Origin of the sequence: Streptomyces sp. NBC_01257 (genome assembly GCF_035917255.1) — a bacterium.
Lineage (GTDB): Bacteria > Actinomycetota > Actinomycetes > Streptomycetales > Streptomycetaceae > Streptomyces.
Genome location: NZ_CP108472.1, coordinates 2,902,033 through 2,922,579, shown reverse-complemented (window position 1 = coordinate 2,922,579; position 20,547 = coordinate 2,902,033). Strand labels below are relative to the sequence as shown.

Sequence of the window (20,547 nt, the reverse complement as noted above, 5' to 3'; positions counted from 1 at the left end):
GGGGAGTGGTGCGATGACCAAGGGCAACGAAACCAAGATCACGGACGAGCTGTACGCGTACATGCTGGCGCACAACCCGCCGCTGGACGCCGTGCAGCGCGAACTCGTCGAGACGACGTACGCCCGGCTCCCCGATCACGCGGGCATGCAGTCGGCGGAGGAACAGGGCCCGCTGCTCGCCTTCCTCGTACGGCTGACGGGGGCCCGGCACATCGTGGAGGTCGGTACCTTCACCGGCTTCTCCGCTCTGGCGATGGCCCAGGCGCTGCCGGCCGACGGACGCCTGATCGCCTGCGACGTCTCGGAGGAATGGACGGCCTACGGCCGCGAGGCCTGGGCGAAGGCGGGCGTCGCCGACCGGATCGAACTCCGGATCGCCCCCGCCCTCGACACTCTGCGCGCGATGCCCATCGAGCCGCACATCGACTTCGCCTACCTGGACGCGGACAAGGGCAACTACATCCCGTACTGGGAGGAACTGGTGCCCCGGATGCGTCAGGGCGGCCTCATCACCACGGACAACGTGCTCTTCCACGGCGGTGTGACGGACCCGCGGGCGACCGGCGGGGCGGCGGCCATCAAGGAGTTCAACGACCACGTGTCCGCCGACCCGCGGATGGACAGCGTGCTGCTCACGGTGTCGGACGGCCTGACCCTGTCCCGCAAGAGGTAGCGGGGGAGCCGGGGCCCGGAAGGTACCGGCGAAGGACCGGGGCCCTGACGGTACGGGCGAAGGGGCTGGGCTCCTGACCGGTAAGGCGGAAAGGGCCCGGGCTCCGGACTGTACGGCGGGGGATCAGCCGCAGCAGCCGCCACCGCAGCACCCGCCACCGCCGCCACCACCGGCCGAGGGCGCGGCGGCCGAACCGGCCGAACCGCCCACGGCGACGGCGGAGAGGAGCTTCACGGTGTCCTCGTGCCCGGCGGGGCAGGAGGCGGGGGAAGAGGACTCGGCCATGGGACGGCTGAGCTCGAAGGTGTCTCCGCAGGAGCGGCAGCGGTACTCGTAACGAGGCATGCCCCCAGGCTATCGGCCGGAACGGCCGACGGAAGGTCCCCGCCCGCGCCACCCCACCCAGGTCACACCGCGGTGGGCTCCACGAAGCCCGCAGGGCTCTACGAACCTTCGGGCCGGACGACGGGCATCTCCTCGATCGCGCGACGCCGGGCGAGCCGCTGCTCGCGGGCGGCCTCCTCGGGATGGCGGGCCCGCCAGTACGGATTGTCGTGGGGGAGCCCGCCGCTGACGCGTCCGTACATCCCGAACATCATCAGCAACAGCCCGACCACGAAGCTGAACAGCACGTTCTGGATCTCGAAGGCGAGGAAGTTGAGCCCGGTGTCCAGGAGGGCGAGATTGACGAAGCCGCTGAGAATGAAGAGGACGCCCAGAACCATGTTGAGCGTCGAGGCGGCATTGCCGCCGATCACCATCCCGATGAACAGCAGCAGCCCGACACAGATCGACAGCACGCTGAGCGCGCCGTTGGTGCTCAGGCCGGCGACGGTGTCGCCGCCGGTGTCGAAGAATCCGATCTTGTCGATCAGCCCGAGGATGCCGAAGGCGAGCAGCACCAGGCCCATCAGCCCGGCGCCGATCCGGTAGACCCGGCTGAGCCGGTGGTCGACCGGCAGCTGCTCATCGAGCCGGGTGGCTTTGCGATGGGCGGCAGGCTGCCGCGCGGGACGCAGTACATGGGTGGCCATGGGGGCCTCCTTCGAGTACTACCAGGATCGCCCGCGGACGCGACCGCCGCACGTCAGAGCACCCACGACCCCGGAAGACGCAGCCCAGGCCCTCCCAGGCCCCGTACTAGTTGCCGCCGCCCCCGGTCCCGGCTCCTCGCTCCTCACGGATGTCGGAGACGACGCGGGATGCGGTCTGCCGGACGCCTTCCGTCACGGTCAGGAAGTGCCAGTAGTCGGGGTGGCGCCCTTCGAGGGCGGTGACGGCCTGGTCGAGCCGGGCCACCGCGTCGTCGAGCGGCCGGGCGTGGCGCGGTTCGGGGGTGTGGCGCCCGGCCATGGCGAGCCGCTGGGCGTCACGGATCGCGAACCGGGTCCGCTGGATCTCCTGCTGCGGATCCTTGGCGACGGCGTCGAGCCGTTGCAGCCGGTCACCGGCCGCGGACACCGCCTCGTCCGTGGCGTTGAGCAGGGCACGTACCGTACTCAGCCGCGACGTGGCATCCGCCCAGCGTTGCTCGTCGCGCGCCTTCGAAGCCTCCTTGAGCTTCTCCTCGGCCTGACGCACATTGACGGCCGCCTGCTCGGGGACCGGCTGGAGGTCCTGCCAGCAGGCCGCCGAGAACCGCCGCCGCAACTCGCTGAGCACCGGCTCGACGGAGGCCGACCGGGTCGTCAGGGCCTGGGCGCGCGTACGCAACGTCACGAGCCGCTTGTCGATCTCGGCGGCCCGCTCGGGCAGCTGCGCGGCTTCGGCCCGTACGGCCTCGGCGTCCCGCAGCACCTGATCGGCGCGCTGCAGCGTCTCGGGTACGCCGTGCCGGCCGGCGCCCTGGTTGAGTTTGGTCAGCTCGGGGGCGAGGGCGGCCAGCCGCGCGGCGAGATCATCCGCCCGCAGCCCGGACGCCCGCACCGCATCGAGAGCATTGCTCGCGGCGAGGAGCGCCTGACGCGCCCGCTCCACGGCGGGGGCGAGCCGCGCGAGCTGAGTCTCGGCGGTCCCGAGCAGCGGCCCGAGCCCGGCGGCGAACCGGTCGAGCTCACCCTTGACCCGGACGAGCTCGTCCTTGGCGGAGGACAGCTCGGACCGGGCCCGGGAGGCGACCGAAGGTTCGAGATCATCCCGGTCGAGATCGTGTGCATCGACGGCGGTGATGTAGGAGTGGCTGGCTTCGTCGATGCGCCGCCCGAGGGCGGCGAAGTCGTCGACGGCCTTGCGCGCGGCGGGCGAACTGTCCACGGCGGTGATGGTCTCGATGGAGATCTGAAGATCACGCTGGGCGGTGTCGAGCTCGTAGAAGGCCTCGGCAGCGGCATCCTTCGCGGCCTGCGCCTCGGCCCGCTGCCCTTCGCCACGCCCGCCGAACCAGCGCCGCGTACCGCCACCGGCGAAGGCGGCGGGGAGGACGGCGGCGAAGAGGGGCAGGGGCAACAGCATCAGAACCAGGCCGTCACGGAGGACGCGCCCGCCCCGACGGGAAGGAACACGCCTGGCAGCGGCACGACGAACAACGAGACCGCCATCACTACTGACACCACTGCCGGCCCCACCACCGACGCGAAGCTCACCAGCGTGAAGATCACTGACGGGGACATCATTGACGGCGGAACTCGCACCCGCTCTCGCCTGCGGCTTCGCGTGTGTCGCCGTCACATCCCTCTCCCGTGCTGATTCGCCCTGCCCGGTACATTCTCCCACCAGGTAAGGACGAACACACGGGCCTGTTAGTTCGCGCTTCGCACCGTGACTTCGCCGTTGTCACTGTGCGCCTTCACCGCGTGCCGCCCGTCGTCACCACGGGGCACCCTCACGGAGATGCTCCCGTTGTCGGCCGAAGCGGCCACGGAGTACCGGGTACTGCCGGCCGGGAGGTCGATGGTGACGCTCCCGTTGTCACTGACGGTGTCCACCAGATCCGGTACGCGGCTGAAGTCGAGCTTCACGGAACCGTTGTCCGAATGTGCGATCACGGACGCCCCCGAGAGCCGCTCGCCGCGCACGGCCCCGTTGTCGCTCTTCAGCTCCAGAGGCCCACTGACATCCCGCACGACGACCCCGCCGTTGTCGGAGAAGAGCTTCAGCGGCGTACCGAAACCGGATGCGGTGACCCTCCCGTTGTCCGCGTCCACGGTCAACGGGAGCCCACGCGGCACCTTCACCTGGTGCTGCGCCCCGCAGTCACTGATCATCGCCTCGCACTTCACCCGAAGAGTCAACGTGTCCCCCACGAGCTTCCACACGGGATCCGGCCCGCTCCCGAGCACGACCCACCCGTCGACCTTGCGCGTCACCTCGATCTGCTCGACATCGGCGGGCACCACCTCCACGGTGGAGTTCTCTGCATCGATGGTGAGCGCCTTCCCGCTGTACGCGAACGACTTGTGCTCGGCGGGAGCATCCTCCACATCGGTGCTGCCGCACCCACTGAGCCCGGCGACGAGCAGTACGGTGCCGCCGGCGGCGACGAGAACGCGGGTACGGGTGCGAGTACGGGTGTGGGTGCGGATGGTCATGAAGATCGAGTCCCCCTGGCTGGCGCTGCCGATGTGCCTCCACGCTATGCAGCCCCCGCCGCCGGGACGATCCGGTCGGCTACCGTCTTCGGGTGGGGATATCCCCCCTAAGCGGTGGGCGGGGACTCGGGAACGCCCGGGACGACCTCGCGGCCATCGGGGCGTGCGGGACGCCCGGTCAACCGATTGTCTACGGGCGCCGCGGGCCATGTAACCTGTTCCCTCATCCACGGGTGCGTAGCTCAGGGGTAGAGCGCTGCTCTTACAAAGCAGATGTCGGCGGTTCGAAACCGTCCGCGCCCACAGTAGGAAACGTCAGGTGAGAGCCTGAATCGGCCCCCCGATCCACACGGACCGGGGGGCCGATTCCATGATCGAGTCCACATGGAAGCCACATCCCCACGAAGGTGAGTGGCCCTCGTCATTCGATAGAGGAGCTGGAACGGTGGCCCGTGCATCGCAGAGCTCTAGCGGCTGTCGCAACACTCCAACCACACTCTTCATACGGCGTGCCGATCTCGTGCGAGTGACGGGCACCCCGCATCCCGGCCGCCGCCGATCTCGGGTACGGACGGCGCCTCAGCGCTCGGGGTACGAGCGTGGCCGGGCTCTGGGGACGTCGCAGACGATCCGGTGAACTCGGATCGTGATCCCCGGACCCGTGGCCCCAGGGATGGTGTACGGAACCGAATCCTCGGGGCACATCGGCTTGTCGCAGCGGTCGCACATCATGCGCGCCCCCGACGCCACGCACGGCCCAGGGCGCCCTTCGTCACATACGGTGCCCCGGCCAGACAAGCCGGGCAGAGCGTGATGTGGTCAGGAGCACGCGGTACGACGAGTCAGCCTTGCCCTCGGGCCGGCACTTCACGCACTGACAATCCGGGAACGCGGCCGACTGATCGACCGTCGTGGAGGGCACGGCAGGGGCCTGCGGCCGTAACACCCGAGTGATCCCGGCCCGGTTCACCTCGTACAGCTTGGGCAGCTGTATCCGTACACCGTTGGCCATAGTGCCTCGCGGTCCGTGCGTGAGGCGCGGGAGAGTATCCGCGACCTCCTGGCAAGCTGATGTGAGGAGCCGCGGATGACATTGAGGTGCTCACCCTGCCGAATGAGACCGCCAACCGTGACGCTTACGAGGCAGCCAACAGGGAACTCCTGACGCGCGCCGATGTCCTCGTCGCCGTATGGGACGGCAGTCCCCCATCCGGAAAGGGCGGCGGCACCGCCGACACCGTGCAGGATGCCCGCGCGGCTGGGCTGCCGGTCGAGGTGGTGTGGCCGGAGGGCGCTGCTCGTAGGGGCTGATCCCGGATGCACGGAAGCGTCCTCAGCTGCTGGTAGAAGCCGGGCCAAGGGCCTATTGCGGGGGCAGAAGCTCTGGTGCTTCCGAACGATCCGCGGTGAACCACGGCCATGGAGAAGGGTCTTGCCCTCGCGACTCTCCTTGTTGCAGGTCAGGACCGCACATCAGGCCGAACGCGCGTTGATCTCCAAGCGAGGTACCAAGCGCGCCAACGCATACGAACACCGTAGGGTGCTGCACATGGTGACTGCGACTGTCCGTGAGTGGGACGACGAGGAAGGGTGGGGCGTGCTCGACTCCTCCGAGACCCCCGGCGGTTGCTTTGGCCACTACTCCGACATCCAGACGACCGGCTTCCGCACACTGTCGCCCGGACAGCAAGTGGCACTCACTTGGGAAGCTCCCGGCTTCAAGCAGGACGGGTACGACTACCGCGCGGTGAACATCGTGCCTCGGCCTGCCTGAGGTCAACCGCGGGGCACGACCGCGGTCCCCGGCGGCCCGCTGCACAACCGCACCCTTTTCCGCACCGTGCAGTGGCACTCCGTCGGTCAACTCTTGAAGTGGGTGTCGGCCTTCCGCCACGGCAGGGCTACCCGGACCGAGTCCCCAGGCTCAACCTGAACCGCCCCCGGCTGAAGCTCCTACCAAGTCTGCTTCGATACCGCCCTGAATGTGCTCCCATGCCTCTCGTATACGCCTACCCCGTTCAAGTCCGAGGCGGAAGCCTTGCCTGGGTCTGGAATTACCTGGCCTCTTCGTAGGGGGTATGGAATGGCATCTCAGTCCAGGTGTGGCGCTCGCACCAAAGCCGGCACAGCGTGCCGGAACCTCGCAGTGGTCGGCACCTCTCGTTGCGCGAAGCACCAGGGCTCCTGGTCTGCCTACGGTGTTGCGCAACGCAAGGAGAAGGAAGCCAAGGCGAAGAAGAGCAAGATCCGCAGGAAGCGGTAGATGCGCAGGGGAGCGTGCTCGGCGCCGCCTCGTCTGCCGTGATGTGTGGTCGTTGTGCACGGCTGCGGCCAGATGTCCTGCCAGGAGTCGCAGTTCGAGTCTCCGACTACCTCGGCCGCGCGTTGCTGGAGGTCGGCTGTCACGCCGAGTAGTGCCGCTTCGATGTTGTCTGCCAAATGCCACAGGTGGCCGCTGTTGTCGTCGGTGTTCGGGCAGCAGGACTTGCCTCGGGGCCCGGCCATGGGAGGAGTCGCAGTTCGTTGCGGGGTGTCCTCCTCCGTCCTCTGCCGCTGCTCATCGTGCGGTGCGTGAAGAGTGCGTCGGCGGGATCGCTGGGGACCACGAGGCGTGCTGTCCCGACGACGCGTTCAGTTGTGTCGGTTGGCACCCGGGTGACTGCCAGTGCGGGCGGGACTGAGCTGATGCGCGGGGTTGCCGCTTCTCTCGGAACCCACCTGTTCCATGCGCCTGATCTCCCGCTCCGCCGCTTCCAAGTACCCGAGGTCCAGGGCCATCGCAGCTCGCCCGGCGACGTAGAAGATGTCCTGGCGGATCCGGCAGTCCAACTCCGGTTGGCGACACAAGGCCAGGAACCTTACCTCCAGGCCGAGTTCGATACGGCCCATCTCGTCCCGCACGTGGACCGGGAGTGCGGCGTGCCGGAGATCCTTGGCGTAGTCACGTGTCTGCCGGTCGGCCTCGTCAGGCCTGGGTTCCACGGGGCGGTAGGGGTGATCCGCCCACTCCGTTTCAGCCCACCGGACGAGTTCGTCCAGGTACCCCGAGGCGGCCACCAGATCCGGGGGCGAGGCCGAGAGGGCCTCGTCCGCGTCGGTGGCCACCTGGGTGAGGCGGAGTCGCGCGTCGTCGTCCCCCGCCACGCACATCGCGACGAAGCCCGACAACACGTCGAGCCTGCGCGTCACTTCCGCGCGCCGCCAGATCTCGTCCAGTCCCGCCATCCACCGCTCCCTCTCCGCCGACCGCTCCACTGCGCCCCGCACCCTACGACGCACCCCCGCCAACAGGTCCAACGGATTTCCCGGCCACCGAACGGAATACAAGCCGCTTTGGATGCGATGGCTTCTGTTGCGTTGCGAGATCCAGGCACTTCATGTGCCGCATACAGCCCGTCACATAACCTCGTGCGCGGAGACCTTTAGGAGGCGAACGTGACCGGAACCGGCGCGCGATGGCTCGCGGGTGCGCTGATCGTGGCCTGTGTGCTGCTTGTCGGCCCCAGTGCGTCGAACGGCGCCTACGTCACCAAGCCGCTGCCGGCCGGCGCCCCCACGGAGGTCGTGCCGAACCGGGTCATGACCTGGAACATCTGCAACCCCTGCAAGGGGAGCGGCCAGAACGCCGGCCGGGCGGCGGAGATCGCCACGTACGCGCCTCAGGTCATCGGCCTGCAGGAGGCGTGTGTGGGTGATGTCGAGAGGATCCGGGAGCATCTGCGGTATCAGTACGGGCTCGTCTACCACGTCGAGTACGGGTCGGTTCTCCGGAACTGGGGCCGTTGCGGGGGAGTGCCGTGGCGTCCTGGGGGCTTTGGCCAGGCGATTCTTTCGGCCGCTCCGATGACCGACCATGTGAACGTGGAGTACCCCGACGGCGGCTCCGAGGACCGTGGGTACATGGCCGTCACCACCCTCGTGGACGGCCGGCCCGTCCGGGTCTTCAACACGCACCTGGCCCAGCGGAGACAGGAATCAGTCCGCGTGAAGCAGACCGCCGTACTGGCGAAGGCCGTTGCCCGGCACGACCGCACGATCGTTCTCGGTGACTTCAACGCGGTGCCGGACACACCCGAACTCACCGGGATGTGGGGCCTGGCCTCGGACGCCGACTCCGAGTGCGGTCCCTCGGCGGCCGGTGCGTGCAAGCCGACCACCGACTGGCGCAGCAAGTTCGACTACATCTTTCTGCGCGGCTTCGCCCCGATCAGGCAACGTGTGCATCTCACTCCCTACTCGGACCACGACCTGGTGCAGGGCGATCTGAGGTGGGCCTAGCGAGGTCGAGTCCGGCGCAGGCGGGCCTCAGATGACGTGGGGCATGCAGCCGAGACCCTTAGGCGGCGCGCCTGAGAGAGCCATGGCCGTAGGCGCCGGGCGCCGGGCGCTGTGCCCCGTCGTTCCGCCTGCGGGCGTGGGCTATTTGACGGTTGCCAAGGCCGCCAGCAGCCCCGCTCCGGTCCCCAGTACGAGCAGTTGCACGATGCCGGAGATCTGCCATCGCAGGAGAATCAGCCCGCCCCCTGTGACGGCCGCGCCGCCGAGCAACAGCCACGCCCCTCGTATCGCTTCGCTTGGGGCGCCGGGCGGATTGTTGCTGTCATAGGCGTCGGCCCATCCCGTCATCCCATATCGGAACACCAGATAGGCGACCACTACCAGGTCGATCAACAGTAGTGCCACGCTGAGGCCGACCTGCTGGCCGGTCGACGGCTTGGCACGCCACATGTCCACCACACTCCGGTCTGCCGGATCCGGTCGGTCGCATGTGGTCCAGCCTCCTTGCGCGGCAGGCGTCGCGCCTGAGTACGGCTACTCAGCTCCGGTCCTTGACGTGACGGTCAGGGGTCGATGGGCATGGCAGCCGCTGCGGCAAGTAATGTGCCCGCCGCCCCGATTCCGCGGCATCGCAAGGCCCTTCGGGGTTCAGATCAAGTCCTGCCAGAATCCGACGCTCGCCTGCGGGTCCCCACTTGCGTCGACGTCGCCCCGTGCGTCGTCGAACTCCTGGTGCATGTAGTCGACCAGGTCCTGCCCGTAGTAAATGATGTCGGTCTGCCACATCGAGAGCACGGGGTGCCCGAAGCTTCCCCGTCCCGCGGGTAGGTAGCGGTGGGCGTACACCGGCACCAGAATCGGTACGTTCTCCAGCCGGCACCGTGCTGTGGCGAGGGCGGCCGCGTCATCCGTCGGGCGCTCACCCCACGGCTCGTACCAGAAGGCGCTGTGCTCGATGCTGAGGAGGACGCCCTCGACCGGCCAGTCCAGCTGACTGCGCAGTTCGTCCGGTTCTGCGTCGCGCCACTCGGGCCAGGGCTTGGACCAGGTCTGGCCCTCTTCCGGTGGCACGTTTACGGGAAGGCCCGCTGCCAGGAACGCACGGTGGTCGTCCGCGAACTCGAAGCCGTGCTCTCGCTCGATCCGTGCGAACTCCGCATCGCTGAGTCCCGGCTCGAATGCGTAGAGGCCCGTATCCGCCAGGCGACGCGCGGCCTCCGCGCCCAAGCGCTGTCCCTCGTTCATCATTGCCGCACCCTAGCTCCGCAGGAATTCGTCCGCGCCCGAGTTTTCCCTGGCGACTCCGGAGCAGTCGACCGGAGCAGTCGTCCGGGGCGGTCGCGGCACGACCACGCTCGGCGCGAGACGGCGGTCTGTGGCCGCTCGCGCCCGGTCTCCCCGCGAGGCGAAATCTCGTCCCCCGGTACCGGCAGGGCCCCTAGCCTCTCCGGCATGGATCAGAGGCGAAGGCGTGACCAGCGGCAGCGCCGCACCTGGACGACGGCTCCTTGCTGTCCGGCTCCGAGCCGTGAGGGCAGCCGGTGAGCGCAGGCCAGAGCGAGCGCACGCGGCCCGTCCCCGCTTCCGTGACCGGCTCCCCGTTGCGTGTTCCGGCCTTCCGGCGGTTCCTGCTGGCTCACCTGGTTTCCGCGACCGGGTCGGCCATGGCGCCCGTCGCGCTCGCGTTCGCCGTCATCGGGCAGGGGGGAGGAGCCTGGTCGCTCGGGATCGTGCTCACCGCCAACACCGTGCCGGCCCTGGTCTTTCTCCTCATGGGCGGTGTGCTGGCCGACCGGATGTCCCGCAGTCGCCTTCTGTTCATGGGCAACCTCGGCGCCGGGACCGCTCAAGCGACCCTCGCCCTCCTCGTTGCCACCGGGGCCGCGTCCACCTTCGCCATCAGCGTCTGTGCCTGCGTATCCGGGGTGGCGGCCGCCTTCATCGCGCCGGCGGCCCAGGGCATCGCGACCCGGCTCGTGTCGCGGGAGCAGCTCCAGCAGGCCAACGCCCTGGTGCGGGTGCCCGGGAACGCGGTCAAGGTCGTCGGGCCGGTCGTCGGCGGGTTCGTCGTCTCGTTCACCGGGCCCGCCTGGGCGCTCGGGTGGGACGCGGCGACCTTCGTCGTCGCGGCACTGCTGCTGCTCGGGCTCCGGCTCGCCGGCCCCGTGCCCTCCGGTGGTGGCGCCCTGGACGACCTCCGTACCGGATGGGCCGGATTCCGTTCGCGGAACTGGCTCTGGAGCTACACCGCCGCCGGGACCGCGGTCGTGGCGGCCTGGCTGGCCGGATATCAACTGCTCGGGCCGCTCGTCGCCGACCGCGGCTACTCCGGTGCCCGCTCCTGGGGGCTTGTGCAGGGGGCCTTCGCCGCCGGGCTCCTGGCCGGTACCTTCGTCTGTCTCCTCTGGAAGCCGCGGCGGCTGATGCTGGTCTGCGTGGTGGCCAGTTCGGCGATCATGCTGCCGCTGGCCGCTCTCGGGGCGGGACTCTCGCTGTCCTGGGTGCTGGGGGCCGCCGTCGTTGCCGGGATCGGGCTGGACGTGGCCATCGTGGCCTGGTCCACCGTCATGCAACAGCAGGTGCCGGACGCGGAGTTGGGGCGGCTCGGTGCCTTCAACGCGGTGGGGGAGCGTGTCGCCATCCCCTTCGCTTACCTGCTGGTGGCCGGGGCCTCCGCGTACTGGACCAGCCGGCACATTCTGCTGGTGTGCGCCGCGATCATCCTCGCCGCCACGGTGGCCAACCTGTGCGTGCGCGATGTGTACCGGATCCAGCGGGTGTGAACCGGCGCGGGGCCTGGAGGGGTGTTCCGTACGGGAGCGGGAGGCGCCTCCCCAGTCTTGCCAAGGGGGAGAAGGCCATGAAGAGGGGAGAGAGGGAGAGTGCCACCGCGGTCGCCAGCAGGCTCGTGCGCAGGCCCCAACTGCCCGCCAGGTAGCCGCCCAGCACAGAGCCGATCGGCGTCAGGCCCATGCCCGCGAAGTTGATCGTCGCCACGACCCGGCCCTGTATTCGTACGGGTGTGAGCCCCTGCCGTACCGCCATCACCGTGACGTTGACCAGCTGGCCGAAGGTCCCGAAGAGGAAGTTGATGACGAGAAGCGCGGGGAGCGTGATGAAGGAGGAGCTGTGCAGGGCCGGTACGCCGAGCATCACGCCGTCCGCGACGACCGCCGATGACACCAGCACCTTGCCGTATCCGAACCTCCCCGGCAGCCTCGCCGCCAGCAGCGATCCCGCGACCGCGCCCGGACCCATCGCCGCGAGCGCCAGGCCGATGGCCGTGGGCGACAGGTGCAGCCCGCGCGGGAGGTAGAGCAGATACACGGTCATCAGTGCGGCGAACCAGAACTGGAAGAGCGCCGACGCCACCCCCACCGCCCTCAGCGCGGGATTGCCGGCCACGAAGCGGAGGCCTTCGAGGATCTGTGGTCCCGTGCGCGCCGGACCCGCAGCAGGTTCGGGTACCCGTTCGTGGCCGCGGATGCGGTGGACCGAAGCCGACGACAGCGCGAAGAAGAACGCGCCGGTGACGACCGCGACCGGGCCGGAGAACAGCGACATCAGCATGCCGCCGAGCGCAGGGCCGCCGATCTGGGCCGCTGATCTGCTGCCCTCCAGCGCGCTGTTGCCCTGCATCAGCCGGTCACGGTCCACCAGCCGTACGAGCGACGCCTGGTACGCCACGTCGAAGTACACGCTCAGGACGCCGACGAGCAGGGCGGCCACCAGCAGCGCGGGCATGCCGAGGAGGCCCAGTACGTACGTGGCGGGGATCGCCGCCAGTGCCAGTGCGCGGCCGAGGTCCGCCGCCACCATCACCGTACGGGTGCGGCGCCTGTCCACCCACGCGCCCGCGAACAGCGAGAGCAGCAGGATCGGCGCCTGCTCCACCGCGCGCAGGAAGCCGAGCTGCCCCGCACCCGCGTCGAGGGACACCACGGCGACGAGCGGCAGGATCACCTGCGTGGCCTGCGCCCCGAACTGGGAGGCGGCCTGGCCCACCCACAGCCTGCGGAAGTCGGCGTCCCGCCACAGGGGCGGCGGCGTCCCGGCCGCCCGACGGCCGTTGCTCCCGGCCGCCTTCATCGGTGGGCCCGTCGGAGGGGGACTTCCGGCTTGAAGGCGGTCGATGTTCGGGTGTGGCATACCGGGTGCATGGAGGCCTCTTGAGCTGTGGCGGACAACGCTCACCGGCCGGTGCACGAGGAAGTGCGCCGGATCGGGCGAGAAAGGCTCGCTGTGCCGCGACGTGGAGGCAGCACGCGATGACGGGTCGATCACGACCTGCGACGTCAGCGCGTGCTCTGGCGACCGGGCATCCCAACTCCTTGAGGATCATGCGACGGTGAGGGAGGCTGGAAGTGGTTGCGGTTGTGGTTGTGCGTGCTGGACGGTAGTCCTTGATCGCGTGGGAAGGTAGCGGTTATCCCTGTCCTCGTCGCCCCTCCGTACCCTCGATTCCCGGGGCGCTGGTGCGCCGGGCCGTGAGAGCAGAGGTGCAGCGTGAGCAAGAGGCGTTACGTCGCCAGGGGCGTCCCGGGCGGCTACCGGATCTGGGACAACCGTGGGCGTCGATGGTGGGGGGACCACTACGAGCTCTGCCCCGATGATCTCCTGCGCGAGCTGAACGGCGACGCGAACCGCGACGCCATCGTCGCCCTGACGAAGCGGTACCGGGCGCTCAAGCGGTAGGACCCCTCCCCGGCACTCCGCCCCCTGTCCCCGGAGCCCCCGGTCAAGGTCGCCTAAGCCCTTGTCATCACTTCCCGGAAGCATCCCCGCAGCCAGACGTGCGCCGGGTCCGCGTCGTCGCGCGGGTGCCAGGCCAGGCCGAAGGGGAGGGGCGGGAGCGGGAGCGGGATCTCGAACGTCCGCAGGCCGAAGGTGTCCGTCAGGGTGCGGGTGCGCGTGTTGGCCAGTCCGACCAGATCGCTCCCCAGCAGGATGAACAGCGAGGACGGGAAGGTGCCGACGCTCCCCACCACCTTTCTGCGCAGGCCGAGTTCGGCGAGGGCGGTGTCGACGGGGCCCTCCGTGCGGCCGCGGCGCGAGACGGTCAGGTGTTCCGCGGCCGCGAAGCGGGCGGGCGTGAGCTCCCCGCTCAGGAGCGGGTGACCCGGGCGCACCACGCCCACCATGTGGTCCTCGAAGAGGTGCTCGCGGTGGACTTCAGGGGAGCGGGTGTCGATGACCCCGACCTCCAGGTCCGCCGCGCCCTCGCGCAGGAACGGGGCGTCCACGTGGCTCTCCATCAGGAAGCGCAGCCGTACGCCCGGCGCCTCCTCGGCGATCCTGGCGAACAGTGCCGCACCGGCTGTCGCGGCCAGGGTGTCCTGGCCCACCACGGTGAAGGTCCGCGAGAGGGCGCGCAGATCCACCTTGCCGCCCGAGAGGAAGACGCCGCGCGCCCGCTCCACGACGGCACGCACCTCGCCGTGGATGGCCCGGGCGTGCGCGGTGGGGACCATGGTGCGGCCCGCCCGCACGAGCACCGGATCGCCCAGCGCCTTGCGGATGCGGCCCAGGGTGCGGCTCATGGCCGGCTCGGACAGATGCAGCCGGGCGGCGGCCCCCGAGACGCTGGATTCCTCCAGCAGCACGTCCAGGGCGACCAGAAGGTTGAGGTCAAGGCTGGATTGCGTCACGCGCATAGTTCCCTTGCCAAAGATGCATTGGAAAGCAAGTCGGGCCAACTCTACGGTGGAGAGCACACCCCGCATCCACGGCTCCAGGAGGAGCGTTGTCTCCGTATGCCCCGAAGGCCCCGGGCCTCTCCCGTTCCGCGCTGTACGTGCTCTGCGCCTGTGTGCTCGTCGCGCAGAGCATGGTCGCCGCCATCAACCTGCTCATCCCCCAACTCGCCTCCTCCGCCCTGCGTCCCAGCTCCAGCGAGCTGCTGTGGGCGGTCGACGCCTACGTCATCGTCTTCGCCGGACTGCTGATCCCGGCCGGCGCCCTCGGCGACCGCTTCGGCCGCAAGGGCGTCCTCCTCGCCGGCCTCGGGCTCTTCGCCGCGGGCTCGGCCACCAGCGCGCTCGCCACCGCTCCCGCCGCGCTCATCGCGGGACGCGGAGTGTGCGGCGCCGGGGCGGCGCTGATCATGCCCGCGACCATGTCCATCCTGGTCACCCTCGCCGCTCCCGGCCGCAGGGCGCAGGCGCTCGCCACCTGGACACTCGCCGTCGGGCTCGGCGGTCTGGCCGGCAATGTCGGCGGAGGACTCGTCGGACAGTTCCTGTCCTGGCGCGCCCTGTTCTGGGCGATGGTGCCGCTCGCCGCGCTGCTCGCCCTGGCCGTCGCCCGTATCGCGCCCCGCACCCCCGCGCAGACCGGCGCCGCACCGGACCCGGTCGGGTCACTGCTGCTGACCGGGTCCCTGACCGCCCTGGTGTACGGGATCATCGAGGGCCCGTCGCGCGGCTGGGGTTCGGTGCACGTGCTGATCGCTTTCGGCCTCGGAGCCGTACTGCTGGCCGTGTTCGTGGTCCACGGGCTGCGGGCGGCGCATCCGCTCCTCGACCCGAGGGTCTTCGCGTCGCCGGGCCTGCGGGCCGGGGTGCTGGGCACCGCCGCCGGGTTCTTCGGGCTCTTCGCCCTGTTCTACGTCAACTCCCAGTACCTGCAGTACGTGAAGGGCTTCTCCGTGGGCCTCGCCGGGGTGGCGATCGTCCCCCTCACCGTGGGCATGGCGCTCGTGCCGAGGCTCGGGGCCCGCTGGCTGGACCGGTACGGAATCCGGCCGGTGGCGGGCGGCGGGCTCGCCCTCATCGGAGTGGGGCTGCTGCTGGTCTCCACCGCGGACGCGGGGACGCCGTACGCCGTGTACGCGGTGCATCTGCTCGTCATCTCCGCCGGTGCGGGTCTGTGCGCGCCCGCCCTGACCGTCGCCGTCGTCTCCGAACTGCCCGCCCACCGGAGCGGACTCGGCTCCGGGCTGAACACCGCGGCCCGCGAGATCGGGGCGGCGCTCGGTGCCGCCGTCGTCGGAACCGTGCTGGCCTCCGGGGCGGGACCGAACCGTCCGGCGGCCGCCCGCGCCGCTGATTTCGTCCCGGCGATGGCCGAAGGACTGCGTGTCGTCGCGGCCGTGCTCCTCGTCGTCACCGTCTTCGTCGTGCTCGGCACTTCCGGACGTCCACGCAGTGCCCCTACCCTGTCGGCCGACGGAGCCCCGGCCGCGGATCCGCGCGAGGGCGAACGGGAGACGGTATGAACAGCACCGGCCCAGGCAGTTCCGGAACCACCCGCAGTCCCGGGGTGCGTGAGCGCATCCTCGGCCTGTTCACTCTCTGCGGCACGGTCACCGAGGCCGAACCCGTCGCCGACCGGATGCGCAGGCTCCGCCTCGCGGGTCCGGAACTCGCCGGCCTCACCGTGCTGCCCGGCCAGCAGATCAGGGTCCACGTGGACGGGCTCACCACCCGCCGTACGTACTCGGTCTGGAGCCACGACCCCGAGGGCAGCCTGGACCTGTGCGTGTACGACCACGGAGGCTCGGGCCCGGGGGCGGCCTGGGGCCGGTCGGTGCGGGTGGGGGACGACGTCCGCTTCGGGAAGCCGGAGGGCGGCTTCGTCCTGCGCCCCGGCGCCCCGCACCACGTCGTCATCGGTGAGGAGACCGCGTCGGTCGCCCTCGGCGCCGTTCTGGCCGCCCTTCCGGACGCCTCCGGCGTCCACGGCGTCGTACAGACGGCCACCGCGGCCGGCCGGCTGCCGCTCGCCCACGCGGAGCGGCTGCACTGGCAGGTGCGCGGTGACGCATCGGCCGCCGGGTCCCTGGAACTGGCGGACGCCGTCCGCGGACTTGAGCTCCCGGACCCGGCCCGGACCCCCGGCGCCGTCGCCTATGTGGCGGGCGAGGCACGGACGGTGCAGATGGTGCGCGGCGTGCTGGTGCGCGAGCGCGGCTGGGACCGTCGGTCGGTGCTGACGAAGCCCTTCTGGACTCCGGGCAGGCGCGGACTGGAGTAGCCGGGGCCGGCGTGCGGGGGACCGCCGGTGCGGGCGCCCGAGGCGTCGCACGCGCGCCGTCGTGCCCCGCCGCCGTCACCCGTACGGCCGCGTCCAAGTAGCCGCGCCCGAAGGTGCCGATGAGGGTCGGTCTGACGTGCAGTCCCACCGGCCAAGGAGTACTCATGGCACAGACCGCGCCCACGCCGGGCAGCTCTTCCACACCTTCCTCCCCTCCCGGGGGCGTCGACCCCTGGGCGGCCGGCGGAGTCATGTTCGCCGGTGTGCTGCTGATGGTCGACGGGGTGCTGGGGGCGATCAAGGGCATCGCCGGCATCGCGTCCGACGACGTCTACGCACGCATCAACAACTATGTCTTCGAGTTCAACGTGACGACCTGGGGATGGATCCACCTCATCCTCGGCGTCATCATCGCCGTCGTCGGCTGGGGCATCCTCAAGGGCTCCGTCTGGGCGCGCGGCGCCGGTGTGGGACTGGCGGCGCTCAACATGATCGCCAACTTCATGTGGCTGCCCTACCAGCCGGTCTGGGCGGTCGTCTCCCTCGCGATCGACACCTTCGTGATCTGGGCCCTGTGCACGGACCGCTCGAAGTCCGTCATCGGATGAGCGGCGGCGACGGCGCCGGCCCGGCGGTGGCTCCCACCGCCGGGCCGGCGCGTTCCACAGCGGCGGAGGCCTGGATCTGGGGGTATCCGCTGCTGCAGAACTACCGCACGATGTACCCGCAGGCCATCGACCCGGACGACCCCCGTTCGGCCGGTGGCTTCGGACGGTTCCGGCACTACCCGCAGCCGTTCACCCCGGCCAACACCGATGTGGTGACGCCCAACAACGACACGCCCTACTCCTGGGCGTGGCTCGATCTGCGGGACGAGCCGTGGGTGGTGTCCGTGCCGGCCGTCGACCGGTACTACGTCCTGCCGTTCCACGACCTCGACACCTCGTACGTGGGGTACGTCGGCACCCGCACGACCGGGACGGACGCCGGGGACCACCTGATCGCCGGGCCCGGGTGGCGGGGACAGGTGCCCGACGGGATCAGCGGTGTGCTGCGCGCGGACACCTTCCTCGTCGGAATCCTCGGGCGTACGTATCTGGCGGGACCCGAGGACGTGCCGGCGCTGCGGGACATCCAGGAGCGGTACCGGCTGCGGCCGCTGTCGGAGTTCCTCGACACGGCCGCCCCGCACCCCGTCGGCGAGCCCGTCTGGCCGGTGTGGCGCGAGGAGGATCTGGACAGTGCCGAGTTCTTCACCCTGCTCGACTTCCTGCTCCAGTTCTTCCCCGTGCTCGACGGGGAACGGGACCTGCGCGAGCGGCTCGCGGCCCTCGGTGTCGACGGCAGCGGCGAGTTCGAACCCGCCGCGCTGACGCCGGAGGTCCAGGAGGCGGTCCGGCTCGGGATCGCCGACGGACGCGCGCGCCTGGAGGAGGCCAGGAGCACGACCGCCGTCTCCGTCGGCATGTTCGGTACGCGCGCCGAGCACGGCGACGACTACCTCACCCGTGCGGTCGGCGCCGACAAGGGTCTCTACGGTCTGCCGTCGGCCGAGGCCTGGTACGCCGGGTGGCTGGAGGACGACCGCGGCAACCGGCCGCCCGACGCCTCCGCCCACGACTACACCGTGCACTTCCCCGCCGGACAGCTCCCGCCCGCCCGCTTCTTCTGGTCCGCCACCATGTACCGGCTGCCCGAGCGGCTCCTCGTCGACAACCCGGCCGACCGCTACTCGATCGGCGACCGCACCCCGGGCCTGCTGTACGACGAGGACGGCGGTCTGACCCTGTACGTGCAGAGGGACCGGCCGGAGGACCCGAAGCGGGCGGCCAACTGGCTGCCCGCGCCCGACGGGCCCTTCACCGTCATGATCCGTGTCTACGGGCCCGGACCGGCCGTCCTCGACGGCGGCTGGCCCATGCCGACGCTCGCCGTGCACGACCTCTGAACGCACCGTGCACGACCACCGAAGGGGAGGTTCTCCATGCCTGAGGAGCGCACGAACGAGCTCGTCGAGCTGGCCGCCGAGGCCTACGTCTACGGCTATCCGCTCGTCTTCGACCTGTCGATGGTCCAGACGTCCCTGCACAAGGGGTTCGGCAGCCTGGCGGCCGCGCCCTTCAACCAGTTCGCCCACTCCGAACGGCTCGCCGACGCCGACACGCACTTCGTGTCCGTCAACAACGACACCGTGTACTCGATCGCGCAGCTCGACCTCTCCGGCGGCCCGGTCCGGCTGCACGTCCCGGACACCGACGGGGCCTACTACGTCCTCCAGTTCGTCGACGCCTGGACCAACAACTTCGCCTACGTCGGCCGCCGGGCCACCGGCACCGAGGCGGGCGACTGGCTCGTCGTACCGCCCGGCTGGGCCGGCACCGCGCCCGACGACGTGCGCGGGGTGATCGACGCCCCCACCTCGGTCGTCACCGTCGTCGGCCGCAACGCCTGCGACGGCCCGGAGGACCTGGCGCGGCGGGTCCGTCCGCTTCAGGAGCAGCTCACCGTCACCCACCTCGAACCGGGCGAGCACCGCACCGGTCTGCCCGCCCCCGACGCCGGTGTGCCCACGGGGCTCCGCTTCTTCGAGCAGCTCAGGGTGTGGATGGCCGACTTCCCGCCGTCCGCCGCCGACCGGGCGTACCAGGACCGGTTCCAGCCGCTGGGACTCCTGGAGGAGGGCCCTTCGCCCTACGTCCCGGCCGGTGCCGCTCTCGTACGCGCCCTGACCGAGGGGCTGGCGCTCGGCAAGGAGCGGGTGGAAGCGGCGAGCGGGGCCGGGGACGGTGCCGCCGGGGGGTGGACGGTCGATCCGCATCTCTTCGACTACAACCTCGACCACTTCGGTGTGGGGACCATCGACTCGCCGCAGTGGCGCATCGCGGACCGGGAGGCCTCCTACCTGGCCAGGGCCGTCGCCGCCCGGGTCGGGCTGTGGGGGAACCACGGCTACGAGGCGGTGTACGCGCAGACCTTCCACGACGCCGAGGGCGAGCCGCTCAGCGGTGCGCACCGCTACGAGCTCCGCTTCGAGGAACCGCCGCCGGTCGACGCGTTCTGGTCCGTGACAATGTACGACACCCCGGACTACTTCCTGGTCGCCAACCCGGCGGGGCGGTACTCGATCGGGGACCGTACGCCCGGGATCGTGCGCGGTGACGACGGGTCGCTGACCCTCCGCATCAGCCGGGAGCGGCCCGCCGACCCGGCCGCCGCGGCGAACTGGCTGCCGGCGCCCGAGGGCGGGTTCCGGCCCATGCTCAGGCTGTACATGCCGCAGTCGGCCGTCCTCGACGGGCGGTACGAGATCCCCGCCGTCCGGCGGATCGACGGCGGCGGCCATGGGTGACGCGATCGGGCAGATGCTGGCGTCCGCCGTCGGCATCGCGATCAGCCCGCTGCCACTGATCGCGATCATTCTCATGCTCGCCACCCCGAGCGGCCGGTCCAACGGCATCGCCTTCGCGCTCGGCTGGACGGTTTCGCTCGCCGTCCTGGTCACGGTCGTCGTACTCGCCGGCTCGGGGGCCGACGCCTCCGCAGGGGACGACGGGCCCGCGACCTGGACGCTGTGGCTGAAGCTGGGGCTGGGCGCGCTGTTCGTACTGATGGCGGCCAAGCAGTGGAAGGGGCGGCCGAAGGAGGGGCAGGACGCCGAGCAGCCCGCGTGGATGCGGGCGATCGACGGCTTCACGCCCGGCAAGTCGGCGGGGCTGGCCGCGGCGCTGGCCGTCGCCAACCCGAAGAACCTGGTTCTTGCGGTCGGCGGCGCCGTCTCCATCGCGTCGAGCACGGCGAGCGGGGGCGGGAAGGCCGTCGCCGGGGTCCTGATGGTGGTCGTCGCCTCGCTCTGCACCGCGCTGCCCCTGGCCGTCTACCTCTTCGGCGGGGAGCGGTCCGCGAAGGTGCTGGGGGAGTGGAAGGCGTGGATGGGGCGGCACAACGCCGCGATCATGACGACGGTGCTGGTCGTCCTCGGAGCCAAGTACATCGGGGACGCGATCAGCGGGCTGGCCGGCTGACGGACCGGGCCGGCCGGGTACCGGGGTGCGCCGTGGCCGCTCGGCCGTGGCGCGCCCGCAGCCCGGGACGTTG

At 70.5% G+C, this 20,547-nt stretch carries 20 protein-coding genes, 1 tRNA gene and 1 pseudogene; 13 read left to right on the top strand and 9 right to left on the bottom strand.

Annotated features, from left to right (window positions below; genetic code table 11):
* Window positions 1-13: 13 nt before the first annotated feature.
* Window positions 14-673 (top strand): O-methyltransferase, encoded by a 660-nt coding sequence (locus OG408_RS12395; protein WP_285565287.1) that lies wholly within the window; start codon window positions 14-16, stop codon window positions 671-673.
* 123 nt (window positions 674-796) lie between these two features.
* Here OG408_RS12395 and OG408_RS12390 read toward each other — a convergent pair whose 3' ends face one another.
* From OG408_RS12390 to OG408_RS12375, 4 genes are all read right to left on the bottom strand, one after another.
* Window positions 797-1,018: an FmdB family zinc ribbon protein gene (locus tag OG408_RS12390; RefSeq protein WP_266778362.1), complete on the bottom strand. Its 222-nt coding sequence runs from the start codon at window positions 1,016-1,018 to the stop codon at window positions 797-799.
* Window positions 1,019-1,116: 98 nt separating this feature from the next.
* On the bottom strand, window positions 1,117-1,707 hold the full coding sequence (locus OG408_RS12385; protein ID WP_326669854.1) for a DUF4383 domain-containing protein: 591 nt from the start codon (window positions 1,705-1,707) through the stop codon (window positions 1,117-1,119).
* 106 nt (window positions 1,708-1,813) lie between these two features.
* Window positions 1,814-3,340, bottom strand: coding sequence for a hypothetical protein (locus OG408_RS12380; RefSeq protein WP_326669853.1), 1,527 nt, complete (start codon window positions 3,338-3,340; stop codon window positions 1,814-1,816).
* Between the two features lie 71 nt (window positions 3,341-3,411).
* Window positions 3,412-4,200: a DUF4097 family beta strand repeat-containing protein gene (locus tag OG408_RS12375; RefSeq protein WP_326669852.1), complete on the bottom strand. Its 789-nt coding sequence runs from the start codon at window positions 4,198-4,200 to the stop codon at window positions 3,412-3,414.
* Window positions 4,201-4,431: 231 nt separating this feature from the next.
* Here OG408_RS12375 and OG408_RS12370 point away from each other — a divergent pair.
* The 3 genes and pseudogenes from OG408_RS12370 to OG408_RS12360 all read left to right on the top strand — a co-directional run bounded on the left by OG408_RS12370 (window position 4,432) and on the right by OG408_RS12360 (window position 5,974).
* Window positions 4,432-4,503, top strand: a tRNA-Val gene (locus OG408_RS12370).
* Window positions 4,504-5,295: 792 nt separating this feature from the next.
* Window positions 5,296-5,511: pseudogene (locus OG408_RS12365) on the top strand (hypothetical protein); the annotation flags it as partial.
* Between the two features lie 238 nt (window positions 5,512-5,749).
* Window positions 5,750-5,974, top strand: coding sequence for a cold-shock protein (locus OG408_RS12360; protein ID WP_266778316.1), 225 nt, complete (start codon window positions 5,750-5,752; stop codon window positions 5,972-5,974).
* A gap of 857 nt (window positions 5,975-6,831) precedes the next feature.
* On the opposite strand, the gene OG408_RS12355 is transcribed toward OG408_RS12360, so the two are convergent.
* A complete protein-coding gene (locus tag OG408_RS12355) occupies window positions 6,832-7,425 on the bottom strand; it encodes a hypothetical protein (RefSeq protein ID WP_266778314.1) in 594 nt (197 codons plus the stop codon).
* 210 nt (window positions 7,426-7,635) lie between these two features.
* Here OG408_RS12355 and OG408_RS12350 point away from each other — a divergent pair, with 210 nt between their 5' ends.
* Entirely contained in the window at window positions 7,636-8,478 is an 843-nt protein-coding gene (locus tag OG408_RS12350; protein WP_266778312.1) for an endonuclease/exonuclease/phosphatase family protein, read from the top strand.
* Window positions 8,479-8,619: 141 nt separating this feature from the next.
* Here the strand turns inward: OG408_RS12350 and OG408_RS12345 are convergent, their stop codons facing one another.
* Window positions 8,620-8,928 (bottom strand): DUF6234 family protein, encoded by a 309-nt coding sequence (locus OG408_RS12345; RefSeq protein ID WP_266778310.1) that lies wholly within the window; start codon window positions 8,926-8,928, stop codon window positions 8,620-8,622.
* A 198-nt stretch (window positions 8,929-9,126) separates the two neighbouring features.
* Window positions 9,127-9,726, bottom strand: coding sequence for a hypothetical protein (locus OG408_RS12340; protein ID WP_326669847.1), 600 nt, complete (start codon window positions 9,724-9,726; stop codon window positions 9,127-9,129).
* A gap of 353 nt (window positions 9,727-10,079) precedes the next feature.
* Here OG408_RS12340 and OG408_RS12335 point away from each other — a divergent pair, with 353 nt between their 5' ends.
* Window positions 10,080-11,261, top strand: a complete 1,182-nt coding sequence (locus OG408_RS12335) for an MFS transporter (protein WP_326674522.1) — start codon at window positions 10,080-10,082, stop codon at window positions 11,259-11,261.
* Here the strand turns inward: OG408_RS12335 and OG408_RS12330 are convergent.
* Window positions 11,197-12,567: an MFS transporter gene (locus OG408_RS12330; protein ID WP_326669845.1), complete on the bottom strand. Its 1,371-nt coding sequence runs from the start codon at window positions 12,565-12,567 to the stop codon at window positions 11,197-11,199. The two genes, OG408_RS12335 and OG408_RS12330, sit on opposite strands and share 65 nt — an antisense overlap.
* A 417-nt stretch (window positions 12,568-12,984) precedes the next feature.
* Here OG408_RS12330 and OG408_RS12325 point away from each other — a divergent pair, with 417 nt between their 5' ends.
* Window positions 12,985-13,173, top strand: coding sequence for a hypothetical protein (locus tag OG408_RS12325; RefSeq protein ID WP_266778304.1), 189 nt, complete (start codon window positions 12,985-12,987; stop codon window positions 13,171-13,173).
* A 53-nt stretch (window positions 13,174-13,226) separates the two neighbouring features.
* Here OG408_RS12325 and OG408_RS12320 read toward each other — a convergent pair whose 3' ends face one another.
* Window positions 13,227-14,132 (bottom strand): LysR family transcriptional regulator, encoded by a 906-nt coding sequence (locus OG408_RS12320; RefSeq protein ID WP_266778302.1) that lies wholly within the window; start codon window positions 14,130-14,132, stop codon window positions 13,227-13,229.
* Window positions 14,133-14,221: 89 nt separating this feature from the next.
* Between OG408_RS12320 and OG408_RS12315 the strand changes: the two genes are divergently transcribed.
* From OG408_RS12315 to OG408_RS12290, 6 genes are all read left to right on the top strand, one after another.
* The gene (locus OG408_RS12315; protein ID WP_326669842.1) at window positions 14,222-15,694 is read left to right on the top strand and encodes an MFS transporter; all 1,473 of its coding nucleotides are present in this window, start codon (window positions 14,222-14,224) and stop codon (window positions 15,692-15,694) included.
* Entirely contained in the window at window positions 15,691-16,452 is a 762-nt protein-coding gene (locus tag OG408_RS12310) for a siderophore-interacting protein (protein WP_326669840.1), read from the top strand. The genes OG408_RS12315 and OG408_RS12310 overlap by 4 nt, the downstream gene beginning before the upstream one ends.
* Window positions 16,453-16,616: 164 nt before the next feature.
* The gene (locus OG408_RS12305) at window positions 16,617-17,060 is read left to right on the top strand and encodes a DUF7144 family membrane protein (protein ID WP_266778296.1); all 444 of its coding nucleotides are present in this window, start codon (window positions 16,617-16,619) and stop codon (window positions 17,058-17,060) included.
* A complete protein-coding gene (locus OG408_RS12300) occupies window positions 17,057-18,400 on the top strand; it encodes a DUF1254 domain-containing protein (protein WP_266778294.1) in 1,344 nt (447 codons plus the stop codon). Before OG408_RS12305 ends, OG408_RS12300 begins: the two co-directional genes overlap by 4 nt.
* A 36-nt stretch (window positions 18,401-18,436) precedes the next feature.
* Entirely contained in the window at window positions 18,437-19,801 is a 1,365-nt protein-coding gene (locus tag OG408_RS12295; protein ID WP_266778292.1) for a DUF1254 domain-containing protein, read from the top strand.
* Window positions 19,794-20,474, top strand: coding sequence for a GAP family protein (locus OG408_RS12290; protein ID WP_326669836.1), 681 nt, complete (start codon window positions 19,794-19,796; stop codon window positions 20,472-20,474). Before OG408_RS12295 ends, OG408_RS12290 begins: the two co-directional genes overlap by 8 nt.
* Window positions 20,475-20,547: the final 73 nt, after the last annotated feature.

What these genes read in the sequence shown, in the direction of transcription:
- OG408_RS12395 (WP_285565287.1), top strand. Translation starts at nt 14, where the DNA reads ATGACCAAGGGCAACGAAACCAAGATCACGGACGAGCTGTACGCGTAC.
- OG408_RS12290 (WP_326669836.1), top strand. Translation starts at nt 19,794, where the DNA reads ATGGGTGACGCGATCGGGCAGATGCTGGCGTCCGCCGTCGGCATCGCG.
- OG408_RS12300 (WP_266778294.1), top strand. Translation starts at nt 17,057, where the DNA reads ATGAGCGGCGGCGACGGCGCCGGCCCGGCGGTGGCTCCCACCGCCGGG.
- OG408_RS12305 (WP_266778296.1), top strand. Translation starts at nt 16,617, where the DNA reads ATGGCACAGACCGCGCCCACGCCGGGCAGCTCTTCCACACCTTCCTCC.
- OG408_RS12375 (WP_326669852.1), bottom strand. Translation starts at nt 4,200, where the DNA reads ATGACCATCCGCACCCACACCCGTACTCGCACCCGTACCCGCGTTCTC.
- OG408_RS12360 (WP_266778316.1), top strand. Translation starts at nt 5,750, where the DNA reads ATGGTGACTGCGACTGTCCGTGAGTGGGACGACGAGGAAGGGTGGGGC.
- OG408_RS12330 (WP_326669845.1), bottom strand. Translation starts at nt 12,567, where the DNA reads ATGAAGGCGGCCGGGAGCAACGGCCGTCGGGCGGCCGGGACGCCGCCG.
- OG408_RS12345 (WP_266778310.1), bottom strand. Translation starts at nt 8,928, where the DNA reads ATGTGGCGTGCCAAGCCGTCGACCGGCCAGCAGGTCGGCCTCAGCGTG.
- OG408_RS12320 (WP_266778302.1), bottom strand. Translation starts at nt 14,132, where the DNA reads ATGCGCGTGACGCAATCCAGCCTTGACCTCAACCTTCTGGTCGCCCTG.
- OG408_RS12310 (WP_326669840.1), top strand. Translation starts at nt 15,691, where the DNA reads ATGAACAGCACCGGCCCAGGCAGTTCCGGAACCACCCGCAGTCCCGGG.
- OG408_RS12385 (WP_326669854.1), bottom strand. Translation starts at nt 1,707, where the DNA reads ATGGCCACCCATGTACTGCGTCCCGCGCGGCAGCCTGCCGCCCATCGC.
- OG408_RS12295 (WP_266778292.1), top strand. Translation starts at nt 18,437, where the DNA reads ATGCCTGAGGAGCGCACGAACGAGCTCGTCGAGCTGGCCGCCGAGGCC.
- OG408_RS12355 (WP_266778314.1), bottom strand. Translation starts at nt 7,425, where the DNA reads ATGGCGGGACTGGACGAGATCTGGCGGCGCGCGGAAGTGACGCGCAGG.
- OG408_RS12340 (WP_326669847.1), bottom strand. Translation starts at nt 9,726, where the DNA reads ATGATGAACGAGGGACAGCGCTTGGGCGCGGAGGCCGCGCGTCGCCTG.
- OG408_RS12390 (WP_266778362.1), bottom strand. Translation starts at nt 1,018, where the DNA reads ATGCCTCGTTACGAGTACCGCTGCCGCTCCTGCGGAGACACCTTCGAG.